General features: G+C 69.1%; 17 protein-coding genes and 1 pseudogene. 12 read left to right on the forward strand and 6 right to left on the reverse strand.

From position 1 onward, the window contains the following. Nucleotides 1–33 precede the first annotated feature (33 nt). The 10 genes and pseudogenes from ACQY4O_RS08250 to ACQY4O_RS08295 all read left to right on the forward strand — a co-directional run bounded on the left by ACQY4O_RS08250 (nucleotide 34) and on the right by ACQY4O_RS08295 (nucleotide 8,465). On the forward strand, nucleotides 34–2,181 hold the full coding sequence (locus ACQY4O_RS08250) for a S46 family peptidase (RefSeq protein WP_428375708.1): 2,148 nt from the start codon (nucleotides 34–36) through the stop codon (nucleotides 2,179–2,181). Nucleotides 2,182–2,587: 406 nt separating this feature from the next. Next, on the forward strand, nucleotides 2,588–3,004 hold the full coding sequence (locus ACQY4O_RS08255; protein WP_428375103.1) for a transposase: 417 nt from the start codon (nucleotides 2,588–2,590) through the stop codon (nucleotides 3,002–3,004). Continuing rightward, nucleotides 2,938–3,357 (forward strand): annotated as a pseudogene (locus ACQY4O_RS08260) (transposase); the annotation flags it as partial. The gene ACQY4O_RS08255 and the pseudogene ACQY4O_RS08260, both read left to right, overlap by 67 nt. A 173-nt stretch (nucleotides 3,358–3,530) precedes the next feature. After that, nucleotides 3,531–3,794: a type II toxin-antitoxin system Phd/YefM family antitoxin gene (locus ACQY4O_RS08265; protein ID WP_428375709.1), complete on the forward strand. Its 264-nt coding sequence runs from the start codon at nucleotides 3,531–3,533 to the stop codon at nucleotides 3,792–3,794. Further along, nucleotides 3,791–4,060, forward strand: a complete 270-nt coding sequence (locus tag ACQY4O_RS08270) for a Txe/YoeB family addiction module toxin (protein ID WP_428375711.1) — start codon at nucleotides 3,791–3,793, stop codon at nucleotides 4,058–4,060. The genes ACQY4O_RS08265 and ACQY4O_RS08270 overlap by 4 nt, the downstream gene beginning before the upstream one ends. Before the next feature lie 195 nt (nucleotides 4,061–4,255). Then, a complete protein-coding gene (locus tag ACQY4O_RS08275; RefSeq protein ID WP_428375712.1) occupies nucleotides 4,256–5,050 on the forward strand; it encodes a FadR/GntR family transcriptional regulator in 795 nt (264 codons plus the stop codon). After that, a complete protein-coding gene (locus tag ACQY4O_RS08280; RefSeq protein ID WP_428375714.1) occupies nucleotides 5,047–5,994 on the forward strand; it encodes a 2-dehydro-3-deoxygalactonokinase in 948 nt (315 codons plus the stop codon). The genes ACQY4O_RS08275 and ACQY4O_RS08280 overlap by 4 nt, the downstream gene beginning before the upstream one ends. 1 nt (nucleotide 5,995) lies before the next feature. Then, on the forward strand, nucleotides 5,996–6,637 hold the full coding sequence (locus tag ACQY4O_RS08285) for a 2-dehydro-3-deoxy-6-phosphogalactonate aldolase (protein ID WP_428375716.1): 642 nt from the start codon (nucleotides 5,996–5,998) through the stop codon (nucleotides 6,635–6,637). Further along, nucleotides 6,634–7,593 carry a Gfo/Idh/MocA family protein gene (locus tag ACQY4O_RS08290; protein WP_428375717.1) on the forward strand — a complete coding sequence of 320 codons (960 nt, stop codon included), beginning with the start codon at nucleotides 6,634–6,636 and terminating at the stop codon, nucleotides 7,591–7,593. Before ACQY4O_RS08285 ends, ACQY4O_RS08290 begins: the two co-directional genes overlap by 4 nt. Continuing rightward, the gene (locus tag ACQY4O_RS08295; protein ID WP_428375718.1) at nucleotides 7,590–8,465 is read left to right on the forward strand and encodes an SMP-30/gluconolactonase/LRE family protein; all 876 of its coding nucleotides are present in this window, start codon (nucleotides 7,590–7,592) and stop codon (nucleotides 8,463–8,465) included. Before ACQY4O_RS08290 ends, ACQY4O_RS08295 begins: the two co-directional genes overlap by 4 nt. 40 nt (nucleotides 8,466–8,505) lie before the next feature. On the opposite strand, the gene ACQY4O_RS08300 is transcribed toward ACQY4O_RS08295, so the two are convergent. From ACQY4O_RS08300 to dgoD, 4 genes are all read right to left on the reverse strand, one after another. Then, nucleotides 8,506–9,897, reverse strand: a complete 1,392-nt coding sequence (locus tag ACQY4O_RS08300; RefSeq protein WP_428375719.1) for a sugar porter family MFS transporter — start codon at nucleotides 9,895–9,897, stop codon at nucleotides 8,506–8,508. Between the two features lie 77 nt (nucleotides 9,898–9,974). After that, nucleotides 9,975–11,798: an IlvD/Edd family dehydratase gene (locus tag ACQY4O_RS08305; protein ID WP_428375721.1), complete on the reverse strand. Its 1,824-nt coding sequence runs from the start codon at nucleotides 11,796–11,798 to the stop codon at nucleotides 9,975–9,977. Nucleotides 11,799–11,920: 122 nt separating this feature from the next. Continuing rightward, entirely contained in the window at nucleotides 11,921–12,685 is a 765-nt protein-coding gene (locus ACQY4O_RS08310) for a hypothetical protein (RefSeq protein WP_428375723.1), read from the reverse strand. 162 nt (nucleotides 12,686–12,847) lie between these two features. Then, on the reverse strand, nucleotides 12,848–14,020 hold the full coding sequence (gene dgoD, locus ACQY4O_RS08315) for a galactonate dehydratase (protein WP_428375725.1): 1,173 nt from the start codon (nucleotides 14,018–14,020) through the stop codon (nucleotides 12,848–12,850). Between the two features lie 111 nt (nucleotides 14,021–14,131). On the opposite strand from dgoD, the gene ACQY4O_RS08320 reads away from it, so the two are divergent. Together ACQY4O_RS08320 and ACQY4O_RS08325 are read left to right on the forward strand one after the other, a co-directional pair. Continuing rightward, complete coding sequence (locus ACQY4O_RS08320; protein WP_428375727.1) at nucleotides 14,132–14,728, forward strand: TetR family transcriptional regulator C-terminal domain-containing protein; 597 nt, start codon at nucleotides 14,132–14,134, stop codon at nucleotides 14,726–14,728. A gap of 79 nt (nucleotides 14,729–14,807) precedes the next feature. Further along, on the forward strand, nucleotides 14,808–15,557 hold the full coding sequence (locus ACQY4O_RS08325; protein WP_428375729.1) for a glucose 1-dehydrogenase: 750 nt from the start codon (nucleotides 14,808–14,810) through the stop codon (nucleotides 15,555–15,557). A gap of 286 nt (nucleotides 15,558–15,843) precedes the next feature. On the opposite strand, the gene ACQY4O_RS08330 is transcribed toward ACQY4O_RS08325, so the two are convergent. Both ACQY4O_RS08330 and ACQY4O_RS08335 read right to left on the reverse strand, forming a co-directional pair. After that, nucleotides 15,844–16,980: a DegT/DnrJ/EryC1/StrS family aminotransferase gene (locus ACQY4O_RS08330; RefSeq protein WP_428375730.1), complete on the reverse strand. Its 1,137-nt coding sequence runs from the start codon at nucleotides 16,978–16,980 to the stop codon at nucleotides 15,844–15,846. Continuing rightward, on the reverse strand, nucleotides 16,980–18,995 hold the full coding sequence (locus ACQY4O_RS08335; protein ID WP_428375732.1) for a polysaccharide biosynthesis protein: 2,016 nt from the start codon (nucleotides 18,993–18,995) through the stop codon (nucleotides 16,980–16,982). Before ACQY4O_RS08335 ends, ACQY4O_RS08330 begins: the two co-directional genes overlap by 1 nt. Between the last annotated feature and the right edge of the window lie 157 nt (nucleotides 18,996–19,152).

The raw sequence follows: 19,152 nt of genomic DNA on the forward strand, positions 1-19,152 counted from the left end.
CCTGTCGCAACAGCCCCGACAGGTCATTCCCGCATGCAGCGATCCAGTTCCAGCGTCCGAGCCGGCCTGCGCCACGGCGCCCTTGCCCTCGGCATCGCCTGCCTAGGCATCGTCGCTCTGATCTGGGCGCCGGTTGCCCGTGCCGAGGAAGGCATGTGGACGATGGACAACCTGCCGGTGAAACAGCTGCAGGCGCAGTACGGCTTCACGCCGTCCGCGGACTGGATCAAGCGGGTGACGCAATCCTCCGCGCGGCTGGCACTTGGCTGCTCAGCCTCGTTCGTCTCCGGCGACGGCCTGGTCATGACCAACCACCACTGCGCCAACGAATGCCTGTCCGAACTGTCCGGCGCCGACCACAACTTCATGCAGGACGGCTACAGCTCGGTCTCGCAGCCGCGCGAGCCGAAATGCCCGGCGATGGAGCTCGACCGGCTCGACACCATCAGCGACGTCACGCCGAAGATGCATGCGGCCCTCGCGGGTAAGCATGGCGCCGACTACACCCACGCGCAGGAAGCCGCCGAGAGCGAGATCGAGAAGTCCTGCGTCGGCGGCGACGCCACCACCTGGCGCTGCGACGTGGTGGCGCTCTACCATGGCGGCCGCACCGCCTTGTACCGCTACCGCCGCTACCAGGATGTGCGGCTGGTATTCGCGCCCGACCAGAACGCCGCCTTCTTCGGCGGCGACCCGGACAATTTCAACTTCCCCCGCTACGACCTCGACGTGACGTTCCTGCGTGCGTACGAGAACGGCCATCCGGCGCACACGCAGTTCTTCCCGTTTGATGCCGCCGGCCCCAAGGATGGCGAGCTGGTCTTCACCTCGGGCAATCCGGGCTCGACCTCGCGCGAGGCGCCGGTGGCGCAACTGCAGCTGCTGCGCGACCTCGAGCTGCCCTCGATTTTCGGCTACTACTCGACGCTCGACGGCGTGCTGTGGGAGTACAGCCGCGGCGGCGTCGCCCCGGCGCAGGACGCGCAGGACGAGCTGTTCGGCGTCGAGAACAGCCTCAAGGTGTTCACCGGCTGGCTGCAGACACTGGCCGACCCGAAAATGCTGGCGGCCAAGCAGCAGGCCGAGGACAGCTTGCGCAAGTGGATCGATGCGAACCCGCACCGCAAGGCGCAGTACGGCGATCCGTGGGCGACGCTCGCTCCCTCGCTGGTCGCCGAGCGCCGGCTGTTCACCCCGTTCGTGATGCTGGAGGGCACCCGGGCGCCGCGCGGCTTCGGCGGCGACCTGTTCGGCTATGCCAAGATGCTGGTGCGCGGCGCCGCCGAGCGTGCCAAGCCGGACGCCGATCGCCTCACCGAGTACCACGACGCCAAGCTGCCGGCCCTGGAAGCCCAGCTCGGCTCCTCTGCGCCGGTGCATCCGCGGCTCGAGCAGACCCTGCTCGCGTTTTCGCTGACCCGGCTGCGCCAGGCGCTGGGCGCCGACGACGCCTCGGTGAAGACCATCCTCGGCAAGCAGTCGCCGGAAGAGCTGTCCGCGCACCTGGTCTTGTTCACCCATCTGGGCGATCCGAAGGTGCGCATGGCGCTCTGGAAAGGTGGGCCGGCCGCCATCGCCAAGTCGACCGACCCGATGATCGTGCTGGCGCGCACCGTCGAGCCGATCGCCCGTGGCCTGCGCGACCAGTGGGACAACCAGGTCAAGGCGCCGCAGCGCGAAGCCAGCGAGGCGCTGGCGCGAGCGCGGTTCGCGCGCGAGGGCACCAGCGTCTATCCGGACGCGACCTTCACCCAGCGGGTCTCGTACGGCACGGTGAAGGGCTGGGACGAGAATGGCCACCAGGTTCCCGCCTTCACCAATTTCGCCGGCCTCTACGACCGCGCCACCGGCAGCGACCCGTTCAAGCTCACCAGGCCCTGGCTGGACGCGAAGTCGCGTCTCGACCTCGCCACCCGGTTCGACTTCGCCTCCACCAACGACATCATCGGCGGCAACTCCGGCAGCCCGGTGATCGATGCGCAGGGACGCGCGGTCGGCCTGATCTTCGACGGCAACATCCACTCGCTGGGCGGCGACTTCACCTATGACGGCACCCAGAACCGCGCCGTCGCGGTGGACACCACGGCGCTGCTGGCAGCCCTCAAGACCGTGTACCGCAACCAGGCGCTGGCCGACGAGCTGACCAGCGGCCATCTGCCAGGCGGCCGCGGCAAGTCCTGACTATCTGGATAGCCCTGGCCCCATGAAGCGCGTGACCTTGACCAGCTGGTCAAGGTCTGTCTGGAGACCTCTCCTTACGGCAACATGGTTTGGACCACCGGAACCAGGCTGGATGGAGTGACGGGAACGGCGGGCCTGCTCCTCATCCGTGAACCGCTGGCGCCTGGCGCTACGCCCGCTTCTGTCGCAGCCAAGGCATATTGATGCACTTGTTGCGGCACGGACAATCGGCCGTGCATCCGGGTGGACGAGGGAGCCGGCCGGTTCGAGGCGGACGGGCACAACGACTACCGGGTCATCCAGGGGTACTAGGTCATGTGGACGGAATCGGCCAGGGATTCACAAGACGGTCGATCAGTGATTCATAGCGGGTCGGCAGAAGTGGACCTGTTTGATGCTGACGCGGATGAGCGAGGAGGATTGGGAGATCGTTCTGGAGGTCTTCCGGGGCTGTCTTCCGAGGCGGGGCGAGAAGGCTCGTGATGACAGACGCTTTCTCGAGGCGCTGCATTTCTTCACGCTGCAGAACGTCTCGTGGCGGGCGCTGCCAGCCGAATACGGGCTCTGGAACACGGTCTGGAAGCGGTTCTCGCGGCTGAGCAACAGCGGTGTCTTCGAGGCATTCTTTCAGTCGCTGGCCGAACTCAGCCCCAGAGCGCACCTCGTGCAGATGTTCGACAGCACTACGGTTCGCGCTCATGTCTCGGCCGCAGGTGCAAAAGGGGGCAGCAAAATCAGGCGCTTGGCCGGTCGCGCGGCGGCTTCTCGACCAAAATCCACCTCAAGACCGACTTCGATGGGCAGCCACTCGCCTTCCATCTGACCGGCGGCGAGGCCAACGACAGCCCGCAGTTCCCCCTGTTGCTCGGCATCGGTCCCGACATCAAGCCGCGTGCCGTGCTGACTGACAAAGGCTACGACGCCAAGAGCAACCGAAGCGCAGCACGAAAGCTTGGCATCGTCCCACTGATTCCGGTCCGCAAGATCACCGTCCACAGCCCCAGGCACTTCCCGAGGCTGCTCTACAAAACTCGCGCCCGTATCGAGCAGGCAGTCGGCAAGCTCAAGCGCTTCAAGCGAGTAACATTGCGATGCGAGAAAACCCGGCAGAACTACGAGTCAATCGTGGCCTTCGCCTGCGGCCTCATCTTGTCCAAATCCGTCCACATGACCTAGAGCAAGACCGGCTCAAGTTGAGCCGGTCTTGCTCTACCAGATTGATCTAGAGACTGATTCACGTCTCAGGCTGGTTCAGCCTGAGACGATCAGGCTCTAGGCTAGCTCTGCGTCTCTGAATCAGTACAGGTTTCTGTACGACGATGTGCTAGGATCGGCCTGGAGGCGCTCTGATGACGCATGTTTCCTATACCGAGCTGCGGCAGAACCTGTCGCGCTATCTGGACGAGGCGATCGAGGCCCGGGCACCCCTCGTGGTGACGCGCCAGGGTGGCAAGGGCAACGTGGTGATGATCTCCGAGAAGGAGTTCGCCGGCTGGCAGGAAACGGTGCATCTGCTGAGCAGCCCCGGAAACGCCGAACGTCTGCTGCGTGGGGTGCAGCAGTTCGAGGCGGATCGCGGCACCGAGCATGATCTGGTGCCGCCCGGGACGTGAGGGTCCATTTCAGCGATGACGGGTGGGCTGACTATCTGCACTGGGTCGATGCGGATCCGACGATCCATCGCAGGCTGAACGTGCTGATCGAGGATGTGCGTCGCCATCCCTTCCAGGGGATCGGCAAGCCGGAAGCCCTGAAGGGCGATCTGTCCGGCTGGTGGTCCCGACGGATCACGGCGCAGCACCGGCTGGTCTATCGTGTCCAGGGGCGCCAGGGTGAGGATCAGCGGATCGAGGTTATCCAATGCCGGTATCACTACTGAACGCTTAATATGTCCTTTATCCTACACGGAGATAGGGGTGCGTTCTGCGCTGAGAGACTTCCTCGCAGGCCCGGTCAGGGGCAGACTGAGCCTGTATGCGCAACCGGGCGGCTGCGTCCGGATGCATGCAGGGAGCACGCCGCCTTGAACAACCGGCCAAGACGGACCGCCAGCCTGAAGGCCGACAGTCCGTCAGTGCCGCATCCGCGCGCACCGGAGCGGCTGCACACGGCGATTGCCCGCGACCTCGGGGTCGCAATCGCCGCCGGCACCCTGTCGCCGGGCGACACGCTGTCCGGGGAAGTCGCCTCCAGCGCGCAGCTCGAGGTCTCGCGGACCGCCTATCGCGAGGCGGTGCGCATCCTGGCCGCCAAGGGCATGGTCGAAAGCCGCACCCGGACCGGCACGCGGGTCAGTCCGCGCCATCGCTGGCACATCCTCGATCCCGACGTGCTGGGCTGGTTCCTGCAGACGCATCCGAGCGACGCCTTCGTGCGCGACCTGTTCGAGGTGCGGATGATGGTCGAGCCGGCGGCCGCCGGCTATGCAGCCGAGCGGGCCTCGGCGCGCGACCTGCGCGTCATGGCCGAGGCGCTCGACGAGATGGACCGCCTGACCCTGTCCACCGAGGCCGGACGCGCCGCGGATCGCGGCTTCCACCACGCAATCCTGGCGGCGACCCAGAACGAGGCGATCACGGCGTTGTCGAGCAGCGTGGGGGCGGCGATCCGCTGGACCACGTTGTTCAAGCAACGGGTGCAGGCGCATCCTCGCGATCCGATGCCCGAGCATCGGCTGGTGCTCGACGCGATCACCCGGCGCGATCCCGAGCGCGCTCGCGCGCGCATGACCGAGCTGGTCCGCTTCGCGCTGGCCGACATGCATGCCTCGCTCGCAGCCGGCGCCGGTGACGTGGCTGCGCACGCGCCGGTTGATGCGGTGCCGGGACCGGTCCATAACCGGGATGCGGTTGAATTGTCGGACAAATGATGGGCACGGATGGGCTGATCGCCCTCGACTGGGGCACCAGTTCGTTGCGGGCGTGGCTGGTTTCGCCGAACGGCACGGTGCGCGCAGCCCGCCAGGAAGGCTGGGGCATCATGCACCTGCCCGAGGGCGGCTATCCGGTGGCCTATGCCGCCATCACCGAGGGCTGGCACGACCGCGCGCGTCCGGCGATCGCCTGCGGGATGGTCGGCAGCCGGCAGGGCTGGCTCGAGGTGCCCTACCTGCCGACTCCGGCCGGCCTCGAGACACTGGCCGGGTGCCTGCGCACGATCCAGACCGGTGCCGGCCTGCTGCATCTGGTTCCGGGCGTGCTGGAGGGGAACGACGCCGCCGCACCCGATGTGATGCGTGGCGAGGAGACGCAGGCGGTCGGCGCCATGCGCCGGCTCGGGGGCGACGCGCTGCTGGTGCTGCCCGGCACGCACTCGAAATGGGCACGGCTACAGGGGCACCGGCTGGTCTCGTTCGAGACCCTGATGACCGGCGAGCTGTATGCGCTGCTGTCGCAGCATTCGATCCTCGGCCGGGCTGTCGCCGAGGCGCCGGAGCCGGCCACCGACGTGCGCGACGCGGCGTTCGATCGCGGCGTGCTGGCGGCACAGGACCGCGGCGCCCTGGCCCGGCTGTTCGGGGCGCGCGCGCTGATGCTGACCGGCGCGATCGAAGCCGGAGCCGCGCTGGACTACCTGTCCGGCCTGCTGATCGGCGAGGAGCTGCGCCTCGCGGCGCCGTTGCTGGCCGGCGCCGCCCGGGTGGCGCTGACCGGCGACGACAGGCTGTGCGCGCGCTATGTCCGCGCCTTCCAGGCCACCGGGCGCGGGCCGCCCGAACGGATCGACAACAGCGCGCTGCAGGGGTTGCTGGATATCGCAGCCGCAGCCGGGCTGGTGCCCTCGTCCCCCGCACTGCATCAACCGGGAACCTGAGATGCTCAGACAGATGATCGGGCGCATGCCCTTCACCGCCATCCTGCGCGGCCTCGCCCCGGAGGAGGCGCTGGCGGTCGGCGATGCGCTGGTGGAGGCCGGCATGACCATGCTCGAGGTGCCGCTGAACTCGCAGCACCCGCTGGAAAGCATCCGCCTGCTGGCGGAGCGCTACGGCGAGACCTGCCTGATCGGCGCCGGCACGGTGATGACGCCCTCGCAGGTGGCGGAGATCGGCGCTGTCGGTGGCCGGCTGATCGTCATGCCGCACGGCGATGCCGAGGTGATACGCGCAGCCAAGCAGGCCGGCATGGTCTGCATGCCGGGGATCGCCACGCCGACGGAAGGCTTCGCCGCCCTGAAGGCCGGCGCGGATGCGCTGAAACTGTTCCCCGCCGAACTGGTCGGGCCGAACGTGCTGCGCGCCATGCGGGCGGTGTTTCCGAAGCAGACCCTCTTCCTGCCGGTCGGCGGGGTGACCCCGGAAAACCTCGCCGAGTTCGTCCGCGCCGGCGCCGACGGCTTCGGGCTCGGCTCGGGTCTCTATGCTCCGGGACGCAGCGCCGCGGACGTACGCAGGCGTGCGGACGCGTATGTGAACGCCTGGAATGCAGTCGCCGGCGGCGCGGTGTCGGGACCATGAGGGATGTCCGCAACACCGAGCGCCGGCTCACGATCGGGATCGTCGGCTATGGCCAGATTGCCCGCATGCAGCATGCGCCGGCGCTGGCCGCCAGCAGCGGGCTGCGGCTCGCGGCGATCGCCAATCCGGTAGCGGTGCAGGGGCCGCCCGGCGTGCCGGTCTATGCGTCGCTGGCCGAGATGCTGCAGTGCCAGCCCGAGCTCGACGCGGTGGCGCTCTGCACGCCGCCGCAGATCCGCTACGGCCTGGCGCGCCAGGCGCTCGATGCCGGCCGCCACGTGCTGCTGGAAAAGCCGCCCGCCGCCACGCCGGCCGAGATCGCCGACCTCGCCCGCCATGCGGACAAGCTCGGCCTGACCCTGTTCACGGCGTGGCATTCGCTGTTCAGCGCCGCCGTGGACCAGGCCCGCATCATCCTGGCCGAGCGCGGCGTGCAGGGCATGCGCATGGCGTGGAAGGAGGATGTCCGCAAATGGCATCCGGGGGTGGACTGGTTCTGGCAGCCCGGCGGCATGGGGGTGTTCGATTCCGGGATGAATGCGTTTTCCATCCTGGTCGGCGTGATGCCGGAGCCGATCTTCGTGCGCGCGGCAAAGCTGCTGATCCCGCAGGGCGCGCACACGCCGATGTCGGCGCGGCTCGAGTTCGCGACACCTGGCACCGGCACCGGCTTTTACTCCGAGCATGACTGGGACCAGCAGGATGGCGAGACCTGGACCATCGACTGGACGCTCGGCGATGGTGGGCGGCTCACCCTCGAGCGTGGCGGGGCGCTGCTCAGGCTCGACGGCCGGGTATTGGTCGAGGCGCAGGACGAGGAGTATCCGCGGCTCTACGCGCATTTCGAGACGCTGCTGCGCACCGGCCGCTCGGACGTCGAGATCCGGCCGCTGCAGCTCGTGGCGGATGCCTTCATGCTCGGCGCGCGGGAAGCCGGCTCTCCGGTCCGGCCGTGAGTTACGAGACGCGCATCGCCGCCCACGGCCATGACCTGCTGGGCGAATCGCCGTTCTGGGACGCCGTCGACCAGGCACTGACCTGGGTCGATATCTACGGACGCCAGATCCACCGGCTGCATCCGGCCACCGGTGCGCGGCAGCTTTGGTCCATGCCGGATCGCGTCGCCACCGCGATCCCACGCGCGCATGGCGGCATGCTGGTGGCGTTGTCGCGCAGCCTGCACATGTTCGAGCCCGCCACCGGCCTGGCCGCGGCTTTCTTCTCGCTCGACCAGGCCGGGCCCGGCATCCGTTTCAACGATGCGCGCACCGACAGCCACGGCCGGCTCTGGATCGGCACCATGAACGAGGCGGACGAGGTGCGGACCGGCGCGCTGTATCGTATCGATGCCGACCTCGGCTGCACGCGGATCGAGCAAGGGATCGCGATCTCGAACGGGATCGGCTTCAGTCCCGACAATACACGGTTCTATTTTGCCGACACGCCCGAGCGGGTCATTCGCGCCTATGATTTCGACAGCGCCGCCGGCACCATCGGCAACCGCCGAGACCTGATCATTGTCGATGGCGACAGCGCCTATCCGGATGGCAGCACGGTCGACCGCGAGGGCTATATCTGGAACGCGCAATGGGAGGGCAGCCGGGTGGTGCGCTATGCGCCCGACGGCCGCATCGATGCGGTGCTGACGCTGCCGGTCAGCCGCCCGACCTGCTGCGTGTTCGGGGGCGCCGACCTGCGCACGTTGTACGTCACCAGCGCCTGCATGGAACTCACCGGCGCCGAACTGCGGACCCAACCCCTCGCCGGTTCGCTGTTCGCGATCGAAACCGACGCGACCGGGATCGCCTGCACCCGTTTCGCTGGTTGATTTGAACGCCGCCTGACGCCGATGCCACGATCGGCCGCACTCAACGACCGATATTGCGCAGCTTGCGGCCTTCCATCAGGTTGCGCTCGATATGCTCGAGCGAGATGCCTTTCGTCTCCGGCACCAGCGCGATGGTGACGAGAATAAAGACCGCGTTCAGCGCCGCGTAGAGCCAGAAGGTTTCGGCATTGCCGAAGGTGCTGAGCAACGTCAGGAAGGTCTGGCCGACCACGAAGTTCGCCGCCCAGTTGGTGAAGGTCGAGCAGGCGATGCCGAAATCGCGGCCCTGCAGCGGCTGCACTTCCGAGCACAGCACCCAGATCAGCGGGCCGGCCGAGAAGGCGAAGCCGGTGATGAAGCAGAGCAGCACGGCGATCGCGAGGATGCGCTGGAGCTCGGTCTCGATGCCGGCGAAGATCAGCAGGCCGAGCGCACCCATGCCGATCGCCATCACCGCAAAGCCCATGATCAGCATCGGGCGACGGCCCCAGCGATCCACCAGGCCGATGGCGATGAAGGTGGCGAGCACGTTCACCACGCCGACGATGGCGGTCCCCCACATCGACGCATTCTGGCCGAACCCGGCGAGGCCGAAGATCTTCGGTGCGTAATACATCACGACATTCATGCCGGTGAATTGCTGCATGACCTGCAGCAGCACGCCGAGCCATACCGAGCGGCGGAAATTCGAGTTGGCCCCGAACATGGCGAAGCCCTTCTGCTTCTGCCTGAGCTGGTCCTCGATCTCCTTGATCTCGCTCTGCACCGCGGCGCTGTCCGGACGCAGATCGTTGAGCACGGTCACCGCATCCTGGCGCCGGCCTTTCATCATCAGCCAGCGCGGGCTGTCTGGCAGCACGAACACGCCTGCCAGGAACAGCACGCCGGGGACGGCGACGAGCCCCAGCATCCAGCGCCACGCGCCGCTGTAGCTGAGCAGAGCGTCCGAGATGAAGGCGACCAGGATGCCGACGGTGATCATCAACTGGTAGGTCGAGATCATCGAGCCGCGCCGGCGCTCGTCGGCGATCTCGGAGATGTAGAGCGGCGCCGTGAAGGTGGCGACGCCGATGGCGAGCCCGAGCAGGACCCGGCCGGCGAGCAGCCAGCCGACCGACGGCGCCATGGCGCAGAGCAGCGAAGAGACGACGAACAGGGTGGCGCTCAGGATCAGCGAGCGCTTGCGGCCGAAGCTCGACGACAGGTAGCCCGCCAGGATCGCGCCGACGGCAGCACCGAACATCATGCTGCTGACGATCAGCTCCTGCATCGTCTCGCTAATGCTGAACTGCTTGGCGATGAAGGCAAGCGCGCCCGAGATCACCCCGATATCGAGGCCGAACATCAACCCGGCCAGGGCCGCGACGCCACCGGTGAGCAGGGTCTTGCCACTCCCCCGCACAGGCGTCGCCGTGTAGGTGGTGGTGCTCATCGTGCTTCTCTCCGCCCGTAAGAGCGTCAACGCACCCGCGGCGAGCCGGTTCCGGAGCGGGCCGCGCGCCTGCCTGCCTAATGATTATCGCGCGGCAATCCCTTGGTCTGCGCGATGCGCTGGTAGGCGACCGCCGGCTCCAGCACCGCCCCGGTCTGCAACTGGCCGACCACGCCGCGCTGCAGCTCCTGCCAGGGCGTCTGGCTGGCCGGGTAGCGGTAGCCGCCATCGGCCTGCAGGGCGACGCGGCGCTCGGCGATCTCGGCCTCCGGCACCAGCATGTCGACGCGGCCCTGGCGCAGGTCGACCCGCAGCCGGTCGCCGCTGCGCAGGATGGCGAGATTGCCACCGGCCGCCGCCTCCGGCGACGCGTTCAGGATCGAGGGCGAGCCCGAGGTGCCGGATTGCCGGCCGTCGCCGATGCAGGCGAGCGCGTGCACGCCCTGCTGGATCAGGTACGAGGGCGGCCGCATGTTGACCACCTCGGCGGCGCCCGGGTAGCCGATCGGCCCGGCGCCGCGCATCACCAGGATGTCGTGCGTGGTGACGTCGAGCGCCGGATCGTCGATGCGGGCGTGGTAGTCCTCGGGACCGTCGAACACCACGGCGCGGCCCTCGAATGCCTCCGGATCGTTCGGGTCGTTCAGGTAGCGTTCGCGGAACTCCTCGGAGATCACGCTGGTCTTCATGATCGCGGAGTGGAACAGGTTGCCGTGCAGCACCAGGAAGCCGGCGCGCTGCTTGAGCGGTCGCTCGAACGGCCGGATCACCTCCGCATCCAGCGTGCCCAGCCCGCCGCAGGTCTCGCCGATGGTGATGCCCTTCACCGTCATCGCCTGCTCGCGGATCAGTCCGTGCCGGATCAGCTCGCCGACCACCGCCGGCACGCCGCCGGCGCGGTAGTAGTCCTCGCCGAGATATTCGCCGGCCGGCTGCAGGTTGACCAGCAGCGGGATGTCGTGGCCGTAGCTCTGCCATTCCTCGATCGGCAGCTCCAGGCCGAGGTGACGCGCGATCGCGGCCAGATGGATCGGCGCGTTGGTCGAGCCGCCGATCGCCGAGTTCACCCGGATCGCGTTGACGAAGGCGTCCTTGGTCATCACGTCGGACGGCTTGAGGTCGTCGCGCACCATGTCGACGATGCGCCGGCCGGTCTCCCAGGCCATCTCCTGGCGGTCGCGATAGGGTGCGGGGATCGCCGCCGAGCCGGGCAGCTGCATGCCGAGCGCTTCGGCCAGCGAGTTCATCGTGGTCGCGGTGCCCATCGTGTTGCAGTAGCCGGCCGAGGGGGCGGACGAGGCCACCAGCTTGATGAAGCCCTCGTGGTCGATCTCGCCGGCGGCCAGCAGCTGCCGCGCATGCCAGATGATGGTGCCAGAGCCGGTACGCTGGCCGCGGAACCAGCCATTCAGCATCGGGCCGACCGAGAGCGCGATTGCCGGGATGTTGACGGTCGCCGCCGCCATCAGGCAGGCGGGCGTGGTCTTGTCGCAGCCGATGGTCAGCACGACGCCGTCGAGCGGGTAGCCGTACAGCACCTCGACCAGGCCCATATAGGCGAGGTTGCGGTCGAGGCCCGCGGTCGGCCGCTTGCCGGTCTCCTGGATCGGATGCACCGGGAACTCGATGGCGATCCCGCCCGCCTCGCGTATGCCCTCGCGCACGCGTTCGGCAAGGACCAGGTGGTGGCGATTGCACGGCGAGAGATCCGAGCCGGTCTGCGCGATGCCGATGATCGGCCGGCCGGACTGCAGCTCCTTCTGCGACAGGCCGAAATTCATGTAGCGCTCGAGATAGAGCGCGGTCATGTCCGGATTGTGCGGGTTGTCGAACCAGGCCTGCGAGCGCAGGCCCGCCGGCTTGGCGCGATGCATGGTGCCGGGATCCTGGCCGTTCGGCATGGCGGTGTTCTCTCGTGCTTGTCTGTCCGGCTGGCATCCGGATACGATTGGTCAGACAAATAATCGCGAAAGAACCGTCACACAAGAAGCACGGGCCGGCCCGAAAGGCCGCGCCGCCAGGTTCACGGACGGCGTGCGACCGCCAGGATGTGCAGCCCGGCATCCGCGAGCAGCGGATCGTGCGCGGCATGCCGGTCGATGGCGGCATGCAGGACGGCATCGCCGGCAGGCGGCGCGCAGGCGGCCAGCCGGCCGGATGCGGTTGCGGTCACCGCGAGCGCGTGGCAGCGCGCATCCACCAGGCCGGCATCGAGCAGCGCCGCCTTCAGGGTGGCGCTGTCATAGAGGCGTCGCTCGCCGCTTCTCACGCGACGATCGTCCGGCCGCCAGCCCAGCACCAGGGACAGCAGGGTCTCGACGCGGACACAGAGCACGCCGCCCGGCCGCAGCAGGCCGCTCAGATGCTGCAGCGCGCGGTGCGGATCGTGCGCCGCCTGCAGCGACGCCGTCGCCAGCACCAGGTCGGCGTCCCCGGCAACCGCTGCCGCGTCGCCGATGCCGGCCAGGGTGGTGACGCGATGGCCGCGCTCGATCCAGCGCCGCGTCCAGCGGGTGCCGCGGCGGTCGGCCTCGACCACATGCGCCGCCGGCGGCAGCGGCAGCGCCGACAGCAATTCCCAGGCAAGGCCGTCATGCCGCCACCGATCGGCCGGGCTGTCGTGCCAGCGCGCCTCCATGACCTCCAGCAGCGCATCCACCATGGGCGGCGCCGCCGGCCGGTCCTGCGGGTCATGCGGGTCCTGCAGGTCGAGCAGGGCGGGGAACGCCACTGCCAGGGCCAGCCGGGCGGCATCCTCGGGATCGCGATTGGCAAGCGGATGCGTCACGGCACGGTACCAGTCCAGCAGGTCTGCTCATCTCAAAGCATATCCGCCGGGGCGCAGCATCGTTATTGTAGAGGATCGAAACTCGATACCGTGCTTTTAGCGTGCCGGCGCGGTCATGACTGGCAACCCGAGACTGGCAACCCGAGCCGCGCGCCCCGGCGGCTACCAGTCGACCACCGTGCCGTCCGCCAGCCTCGCCTCGGTCGCGGTCATGATCTCCTGCCGGAACGGGTGCCGGGCCGCTTGCGCCTCGTCGATCTCGATGCCCAGCCCCGGCGCCTCCGGCACCTGCCAGTCTCCGTCCACCCGCCGGATCGGGCCGTGCAGCACATCCTCGTACCAGGGCACCGCGCCGGACATCTCCTCCTGGATCACGAAGTTCGGCGTGGCGATGTCGAAATGCAGCGCCGCCACGCCGGCGAGCGGGCCGAGCGGGTTGTGCGGCGCGATGCCGACCCCGTTCGCTTCCGCCAAAGCTGCGATCTTCCGCGCCTCGGTGAACCCCCCGACATGGCACAGGTCGGGCTGCGCGATGTCGATCATCCGGCCGGCGAGCAGCGGCGCGAACTCGTGCCGATCGACCAGCCGTTCGCCGGCCGCGAGCGGCACCCGCGCGCGCTGCGACAGTATGGCCAGTCCGGCCACGTCCTGCGGCGGCAACGGCTCCTCGACGAACAGTGGGCGCCCCGGCGCCAAGGCCTCGATATAGTGCAGCGCGGCGCCCACCGACGCGCAGCGGCCGTGGAAATCGACCATCAGCTCGACCTCGTCGCCGACCGCGGCCCGCAGGTCGGCCATCATGCGCCCGACCTGGTCGATGTCGCGTCGGGCGGCGGTGTAGTGGGTGTAGGGAATGAACACCAGCTTCATCGCCCGGTAGCCGCGCTCCAGCACCTTGTGCGCGCGCTCGATCAGCGGTGCCGCGGCCAGCGTGTGATAGACCGCATCGAGCTGCCCGAGCCCCAGATGCGTGTACACGCGCACCCGGTCGCGCGTGCGGCCGCCGAGCAGGCGCCAGACCGGAACGCCGAGGCTCTTGCCGAGGATGTCCCACAACGCCACCTCGATGCCGGCGACCGCGCTGCTGCCGATCACCCCGATGCGCCAGAAGCCGTGCTTGCGCATGATCCGCACGAGCTGCTCGATATCGCGCGGGTCACGCCCGACCACCAGCGGCGACAGGTCCTCGACGGCGCCGACCACCGCCCGGGTCTTCCATTCGAGCGTCGCCTCGCCCCAGCCATACAGCCCGGCCTGGTCGGTCTCGACGCGCACGAAGATCCAGTTGCGCATCTGCGCATTCACCACGAGCGTGCTTATCGCAGTGATCTTCATTCATGATTCTCCCGGCACGCTCTTAGGGCACCCTCCTTCGCGGCTCAGGCCCGTCCAGGTCAATAGCTTGACCTCGCTTGCCCGCCTACTATGGACGCCCATATTGAGGTTATGGCCAGAACCTCGAACAGAGAGAAGATCCTCACCGAAGGCCTGCGTGTCGTGCATGAGCGCGGCTTCGCCAATGCGAGCGTGCGCGACATCGTCCAGGCGGCAGGCGTGCCGCAGGGCTCGTTCACCAATCACTTCGCCTCCAAGGAGGCGTTCGGACTGGAGATCATCGACCTGTACGACGCGGCCGGGCGCGCCCTGGGTGCCCGCACGCTGCTCAACGAGGCGCTGCCGCCCCTGCAGCGCCTGCACGCCTGGCTGCAGGCCGGACGCGAGAGCATGGCGGCCTGCAGCATGCGCAACGGCTGCCTGCTGGGCAACTTCGCCGCCGATGCCTGCGAACAGAGCGGATCGATCCGCCGGCGCGTGCTGGCCGCCTTCAGCGAACTCCAGGCCAGCGTCGCCTGCTGCCTGCGCGCCGCCGTCGCGGCCGGCGAGATCGACGCCCAGCTCGATTGCGACGACGTCGCCGGCTTCATCGTGGCCTCGCTGCAGGGCGCCAACCTGCTGGCCAAGGTGACCGGCGAAGCCGCCCCGCTCGACCGCTTCGAGCGTCTGCTGTTCGAGCGGATCCTGCCCGCACCGCGATCCAGCTGACGGCCCTTGCAGGCTCAATATGGACGTCCATATTGGAGCGACAGGCCGCCGATCCCCGGCTGCCAGCAAGGATCCACTCATGACGAGCCAAGTCGTCCTGATCACCGGCGCGCTCGCCGGCATCGGCCGTGCCACCGCCTTCGCCTTTGCCCGCGATCACGCGAGCCTCGTTGTCTCGGGTCGCAACAAGGACACCGGCCAGGCGCTTGCCGCCGAACTGCGCGACCTCGGCACACAAGCCGAATTCATCCAGGCCGACGTCCGCCACGAGGACGAGGTGCGCGCGCTGGTCGACCAGACCGTGACGCGCTTCGGACGCCTCGACGTCGCCGTCAACAATGCCGGCACCGAGGGTCGCATCGGCCCGCTCGTCGAGCAGACCATCGAGAACTACACTGCGACCTTCGACACCAACGTGCTCGGCGTGCTGCTCAGCCTCAAGCACCAGCTCCGCATCATGCTGCCGCAGGGCCACGGCAACATCGTCAACGTCTCCTCGGTGGCCGGTTCGGTCGGCTTTCCAGGTGCCGCGGTCTATGTCGCCAGCAAGCACGCCGTCGAGGGCCTGACCCGGAGCGCCGCTCTGGAAGCCGCCAAGTCCGGCGTGCGGGTCAACGCGATCGCGCCCGGGCCGATCGTCACCGCCATGCTGGACCGCTTCACCGGCGGCTCCGAGGCAGGCAAGTCGTTCATGACCTCGCTGGTCCCGGCCGGCCGCCTCGGCAATGTCGAGGAAGTCGCGCAGGCGATCCTGTTCCTCGCCTCGGACAAGGCGCCGTTCATCACCGGCCAAAGCCTCGCCATCGACGGCGGCACCCTGGCCGGCTGACCTCGCGCGCGCCGGGGGCTGAACAAGCAAGGCCAGGGCGCTGCCCTGGACCCGCTGGGGCCTGAGGCCCCAGGCCCCCTTATGTTAAACTGCCAGGAGACTGTTTGAAAACGCCTGATGCTGGATGAGAGCGGCCCGTAGGGCCGCGGCCGGCGTGGCTTTTCGAGCACCGCAGCGCAGCGGCCTCCCCATACTTGAAAGACGGGGCCGTGAGCAACGGAGCACAGAAAAGGCGCCCAACCTTAGGAAAGTGGGGGATCGCCAGCAGCAGGCGTTTGCAAACAGTCTACCCCGGCACCGCGGCGATCACCCGCGCCACCTCCTGGTCGGTCAGGTCCGGATGGATCGGCAGCGCAAGGATGCGGGTCGCGAGATCCTCCGACACCGGCAGCGACACCCCGTCATGCCGGTCGCGATAGGCCGGCTGATGGTGCAGCGGGCGCGGATAGTAGATCGCACTCGGCACGCCCGCCTCACGCAGCGCCGCCTGCGTCGTGGCGCGGGCCGCTGCGTCCGGCAGCAGCACCGCGTACACCGCCCAGGCGCTGGTGCTGCCGGCCACCCGTACCGGCGTCGCCAGCTTGCCGGCCAGCCCGGCATCGTAGGCGCAGGCGATCGCCTCGCGCCGGGCGAGTTCCGCGTCGAAGCCGTCGAGCTTGGCCAGCAGCACCGCGGCCTGCAGCGTGTCCAGCCGGCCGTTCATGCCGATGCGCAGCACCTCGTAGCGGGTCTCGCCCTCGCCATGCGTGCGCAACGACCGGTACAGCGTCGCGCGCGCCGGATCGTCGGTCAGCAGCGCGCCGCCATCGCCGTAGCCGCCCAGCGGCTTGGACGGAAAGAAGCTGATCGCGGTGGCGTCCGCCTCGCGCCCGAGCTTGCGGGCCACCCGGTCTGGTCCGTCCAGGCTGGCGCCGAAGCTCTGCGCGCAATCGTCGAGCAGGAACATCCCCTCGGCCTGCGCGATGCCACGCACTTCCACCCAAGGCGCCGGCTGCCCGAACAGGTCGACGCCGACGATCGCCGCCGGACGCAGCCGGCCGGCCCGGCGCACGGCCTCGATCCGCGCGCGCAGCGAGGCACAGTCGATCTGGAAGCTGCGCGGGTCGACATCGACGAACACCGGCGTGGCGCCGAGCAGCAGCGGCACCTCGGCGGTCGCGGTGTAGGTGAAGGCCGGCAGGAACACCGCGTCGCCCGGCCCGATGCCCTCGGCCATCATCGCGATCTGCAAGGCGTCGGTGCCGGAACTGACGCCGACGCACTCGGCCGCACCACAATAGGCGGCCAGCCGCTGTTCGAGTTCCGCCACCTCAGGGCCGAGCACGAACTGGCAGTGCGCCAGCACCGTCTCCAGCCGCGCCCGCAAGGCGGGCGCGAGGCGGGCCTGCTGCGCCTTGAGGTCGAGAAAGGCGATCGGGGTCATCAGGCGGTCCTCTCGGCGCGGCTGACCGGCAACGCCGCCAGCACGGGTGCCGCGGCCGGACCAGGCAAGGCGCCGTCATGGTTGTGCGCGAACTCGGGCACCAGGGCGTGCAGCAGGCTGATCGCGGCGGCCGTGTCGCCGCCGCGGCAGGCCGCCGCGATCGCATCGATCGTGCCGCCCACCGCCAGCAGGTCGGCGGTGCGCGGCGTCGCCATCAGCAGGCCGGGATGGCTGGTCGGCACCGGCGGCTCGTGGCCGTGGAACAGCTCCTCGATCAGCTTCTCGCCCGGCCGCAGGCCGGTATAGCGGATCGCCACGTCCTCGTCCGGCCGCAAGCCGGCGAGCCGGATCATCTGGCGCGCGAGATCGACGATCTTCACCAGCCGGCCCATGTCGAGCACGAAGATGCCGCCATCGCGCAGGCGCGACGCGGTGCTGTCGCCGAGGGTGCTGTCGCCAAGGGTGGGGCCGACACCCGAGCGCGCGATGCCCAGCACGCTCGCCTGCAGCACCAGTCCGACCGCTTCCGGCACCGTCATGAAGTAGCGCTGCATGTCCGGATGCGTCACAGTCAGCGGGCCGCCGCGCTCGAGCTGGCGCCGGAACAGCGGCACCACCGAGCCGTTGCTGCCGAGCACGTTGCCGAAACGAACCGTCACGCAGCGCATCGTGCCGGCCGCCTCGGACTCCAAGTCCCCCCGGTCCTGCTCGAGATGCCGCGCCCGGATATCCAGCGCCTGGCAATACATCTCGGCGGCGCGCTTGGAGGCTCCCATCAGGCTGCTCGGATTGACCGCCTTGTCGGTCGAGATCAGCACCATCGCGCGAGCCCCCGCCCGCGCCGCGGCGTCGGCGACCTGCCTGGTGCCGACGATATTGGTGAGCAGCCCCTCGTTCGGGTTCAGCTCGACCATCGGGACATGCTTGAGGGCGGCCGCATGGAACACCAGCTCGGGCCGGTACGACTGGAACACCCGGTCGATGCGCAGCACATCCCTGGTATCGGCGATCACCGCGGCCCGCTTCACGTGCGGCATCGTCTCGCCGAGCTCGAGGTCGATCTGCCAGAGCGCGAACTCGCCATGATCGACCAGCACGAGCTGCTCCGGATCGAGCGACGCCACCTGGCGCGCCAGTTCCGAGCCGATGCTGCCGCCCGCCCCGGTCACCAGCACCCGCCGGCCGCGCACCAGCCCGGCCATGCCGTCCCGGTCGAGCGGCACCTGCGGACGGTTGAGCAGCTCCTCGATCGCCACCGGGCGCAGCTCGACGCGCGCCGCCGGCGCCAGCGTGGTCGGGTTCGGCGCCCGGCGCACCGCGATGCCGCGCGCATCCGCCGCCTCGATCAACGCCGCCAGGTTCTCGCCGCGGAAATCCGGTTCGGTCACCACCAGGGCGCGCGGCGCGCGGCCGGCGGCGGCAAGGCGGTCGAGCACCAGGCCGGCGTCGCGCACCGTGCCCAGGATGCTGTGGCCGCGTATGCGCCGGCCGGCCTGGTGGCCGCCCAGCGCCAGCAGCCCGAGGATGCGCAGCGGCGAGGAGCGGTCGCGGCCGATGGCGCGCAGGAACAGGTCGGCGGGCTCGTCGGCGCCGATCAGCAGCACCGGCTGCACCGCCTCGGCCGAGAGCCGCACGCGCTTGGCCTGCGACAGCCGATAGACGATGCGCAGGCCGCCCAGCATCAGCAGCAGCACCATGGCGTGGATCACCGGGAAGGTGACGCTGGGCAGCGGAAAGCCGGTGACGTGGAACAGCAGCGCGAACAGCGCCGCACTCAGCACCGAGCCGCCGGCGATGCTGAGCAGGTCGGCAACGCCGGAGAAGCGCCAATATTGCTGCGGCATGCGGAACGGCGCGCCGCCGACCAGCAGGGTGATGGCGCCGCCGGCCAGGAACCAGAGCGGATGGATCAGGCCGCCATGCGGGTCGGCGAGGTAGCGTGCGATCGGCGCGGCGGCGGCCGCGAGGGCGCCATCGAGCGCCATGTTGACCAGGATGCGGTTGATGGACCGCATCCGGGCCGTCCGGGGCGGCTGGCCGCCACCCGGCACGCGATCGGGGTCCGGCGGTTTGACGGGGCGTTGCGAGGCCATCACCGCCGCCCTATAGCCCAGCCGGTCCCGGCCTAGAAGCACCTGAGCTAGAAGGGAAGCACCGGGGCCTGGAAGGAGG

The sequence above is a fragment of the Lichenicoccus sp. genome (assembly GCF_965277665.1).
In the GTDB taxonomy this organism is placed as follows: domain Bacteria; phylum Pseudomonadota; class Alphaproteobacteria; order Acetobacterales; family Acetobacteraceae; genus Lichenicoccus.

What these genes read in the sequence shown, in the direction of transcription:
- ACQY4O_RS08250 (WP_428375708.1), top strand. Translation starts at nt 34, where the DNA reads ATGCAGCGATCCAGTTCCAGCGTCCGAGCCGGCCTGCGCCACGGCGCC.
- ACQY4O_RS08255 (WP_428375103.1), top strand. Translation starts at nt 2,588, where the DNA reads ATGAGCGAGGAGGATTGGGAGATCGTTCTGGAGGTCTTCCGGGGCTGT.
- ACQY4O_RS08265 (WP_428375709.1), top strand. Translation starts at nt 3,531, where the DNA reads ATGACGCATGTTTCCTATACCGAGCTGCGGCAGAACCTGTCGCGCTAT.
- ACQY4O_RS08280 (WP_428375714.1), top strand. Translation starts at nt 5,047, where the DNA reads ATGATGGGCACGGATGGGCTGATCGCCCTCGACTGGGGCACCAGTTCG.
- ACQY4O_RS08285 (WP_428375716.1), top strand. Translation starts at nt 5,996, where the DNA reads ATGCTCAGACAGATGATCGGGCGCATGCCCTTCACCGCCATCCTGCGC.
- ACQY4O_RS08290 (WP_428375717.1), top strand. Translation starts at nt 6,634, where the DNA reads ATGAGGGATGTCCGCAACACCGAGCGCCGGCTCACGATCGGGATCGTC.
- ACQY4O_RS08300 (WP_428375719.1), bottom strand. Translation starts at nt 9,897, where the DNA reads ATGAGCACCACCACCTACACGGCGACGCCTGTGCGGGGGAGTGGCAAG.
- ACQY4O_RS08305 (WP_428375721.1), bottom strand. Translation starts at nt 11,798, where the DNA reads ATGCCGAACGGCCAGGATCCCGGCACCATGCATCGCGCCAAGCCGGCG.
- dgoD (WP_428375725.1), bottom strand. Translation starts at nt 14,020, where the DNA reads ATGAAGATCACTGCGATAAGCACGCTCGTGGTGAATGCGCAGATGCGC.
- ACQY4O_RS08320 (WP_428375727.1), top strand. Translation starts at nt 14,132, where the DNA reads ATGGCCAGAACCTCGAACAGAGAGAAGATCCTCACCGAAGGCCTGCGT.
- ACQY4O_RS08325 (WP_428375729.1), top strand. Translation starts at nt 14,808, where the DNA reads ATGACGAGCCAAGTCGTCCTGATCACCGGCGCGCTCGCCGGCATCGGC.
- ACQY4O_RS08330 (WP_428375730.1), bottom strand. Translation starts at nt 16,980, where the DNA reads ATGACCCCGATCGCCTTTCTCGACCTCAAGGCGCAGCAGGCCCGCCTC.
- ACQY4O_RS08335 (WP_428375732.1), bottom strand. Translation starts at nt 18,995, where the DNA reads ATGCGGTCCATCAACCGCATCCTGGTCAACATGGCGCTCGATGGCGCC.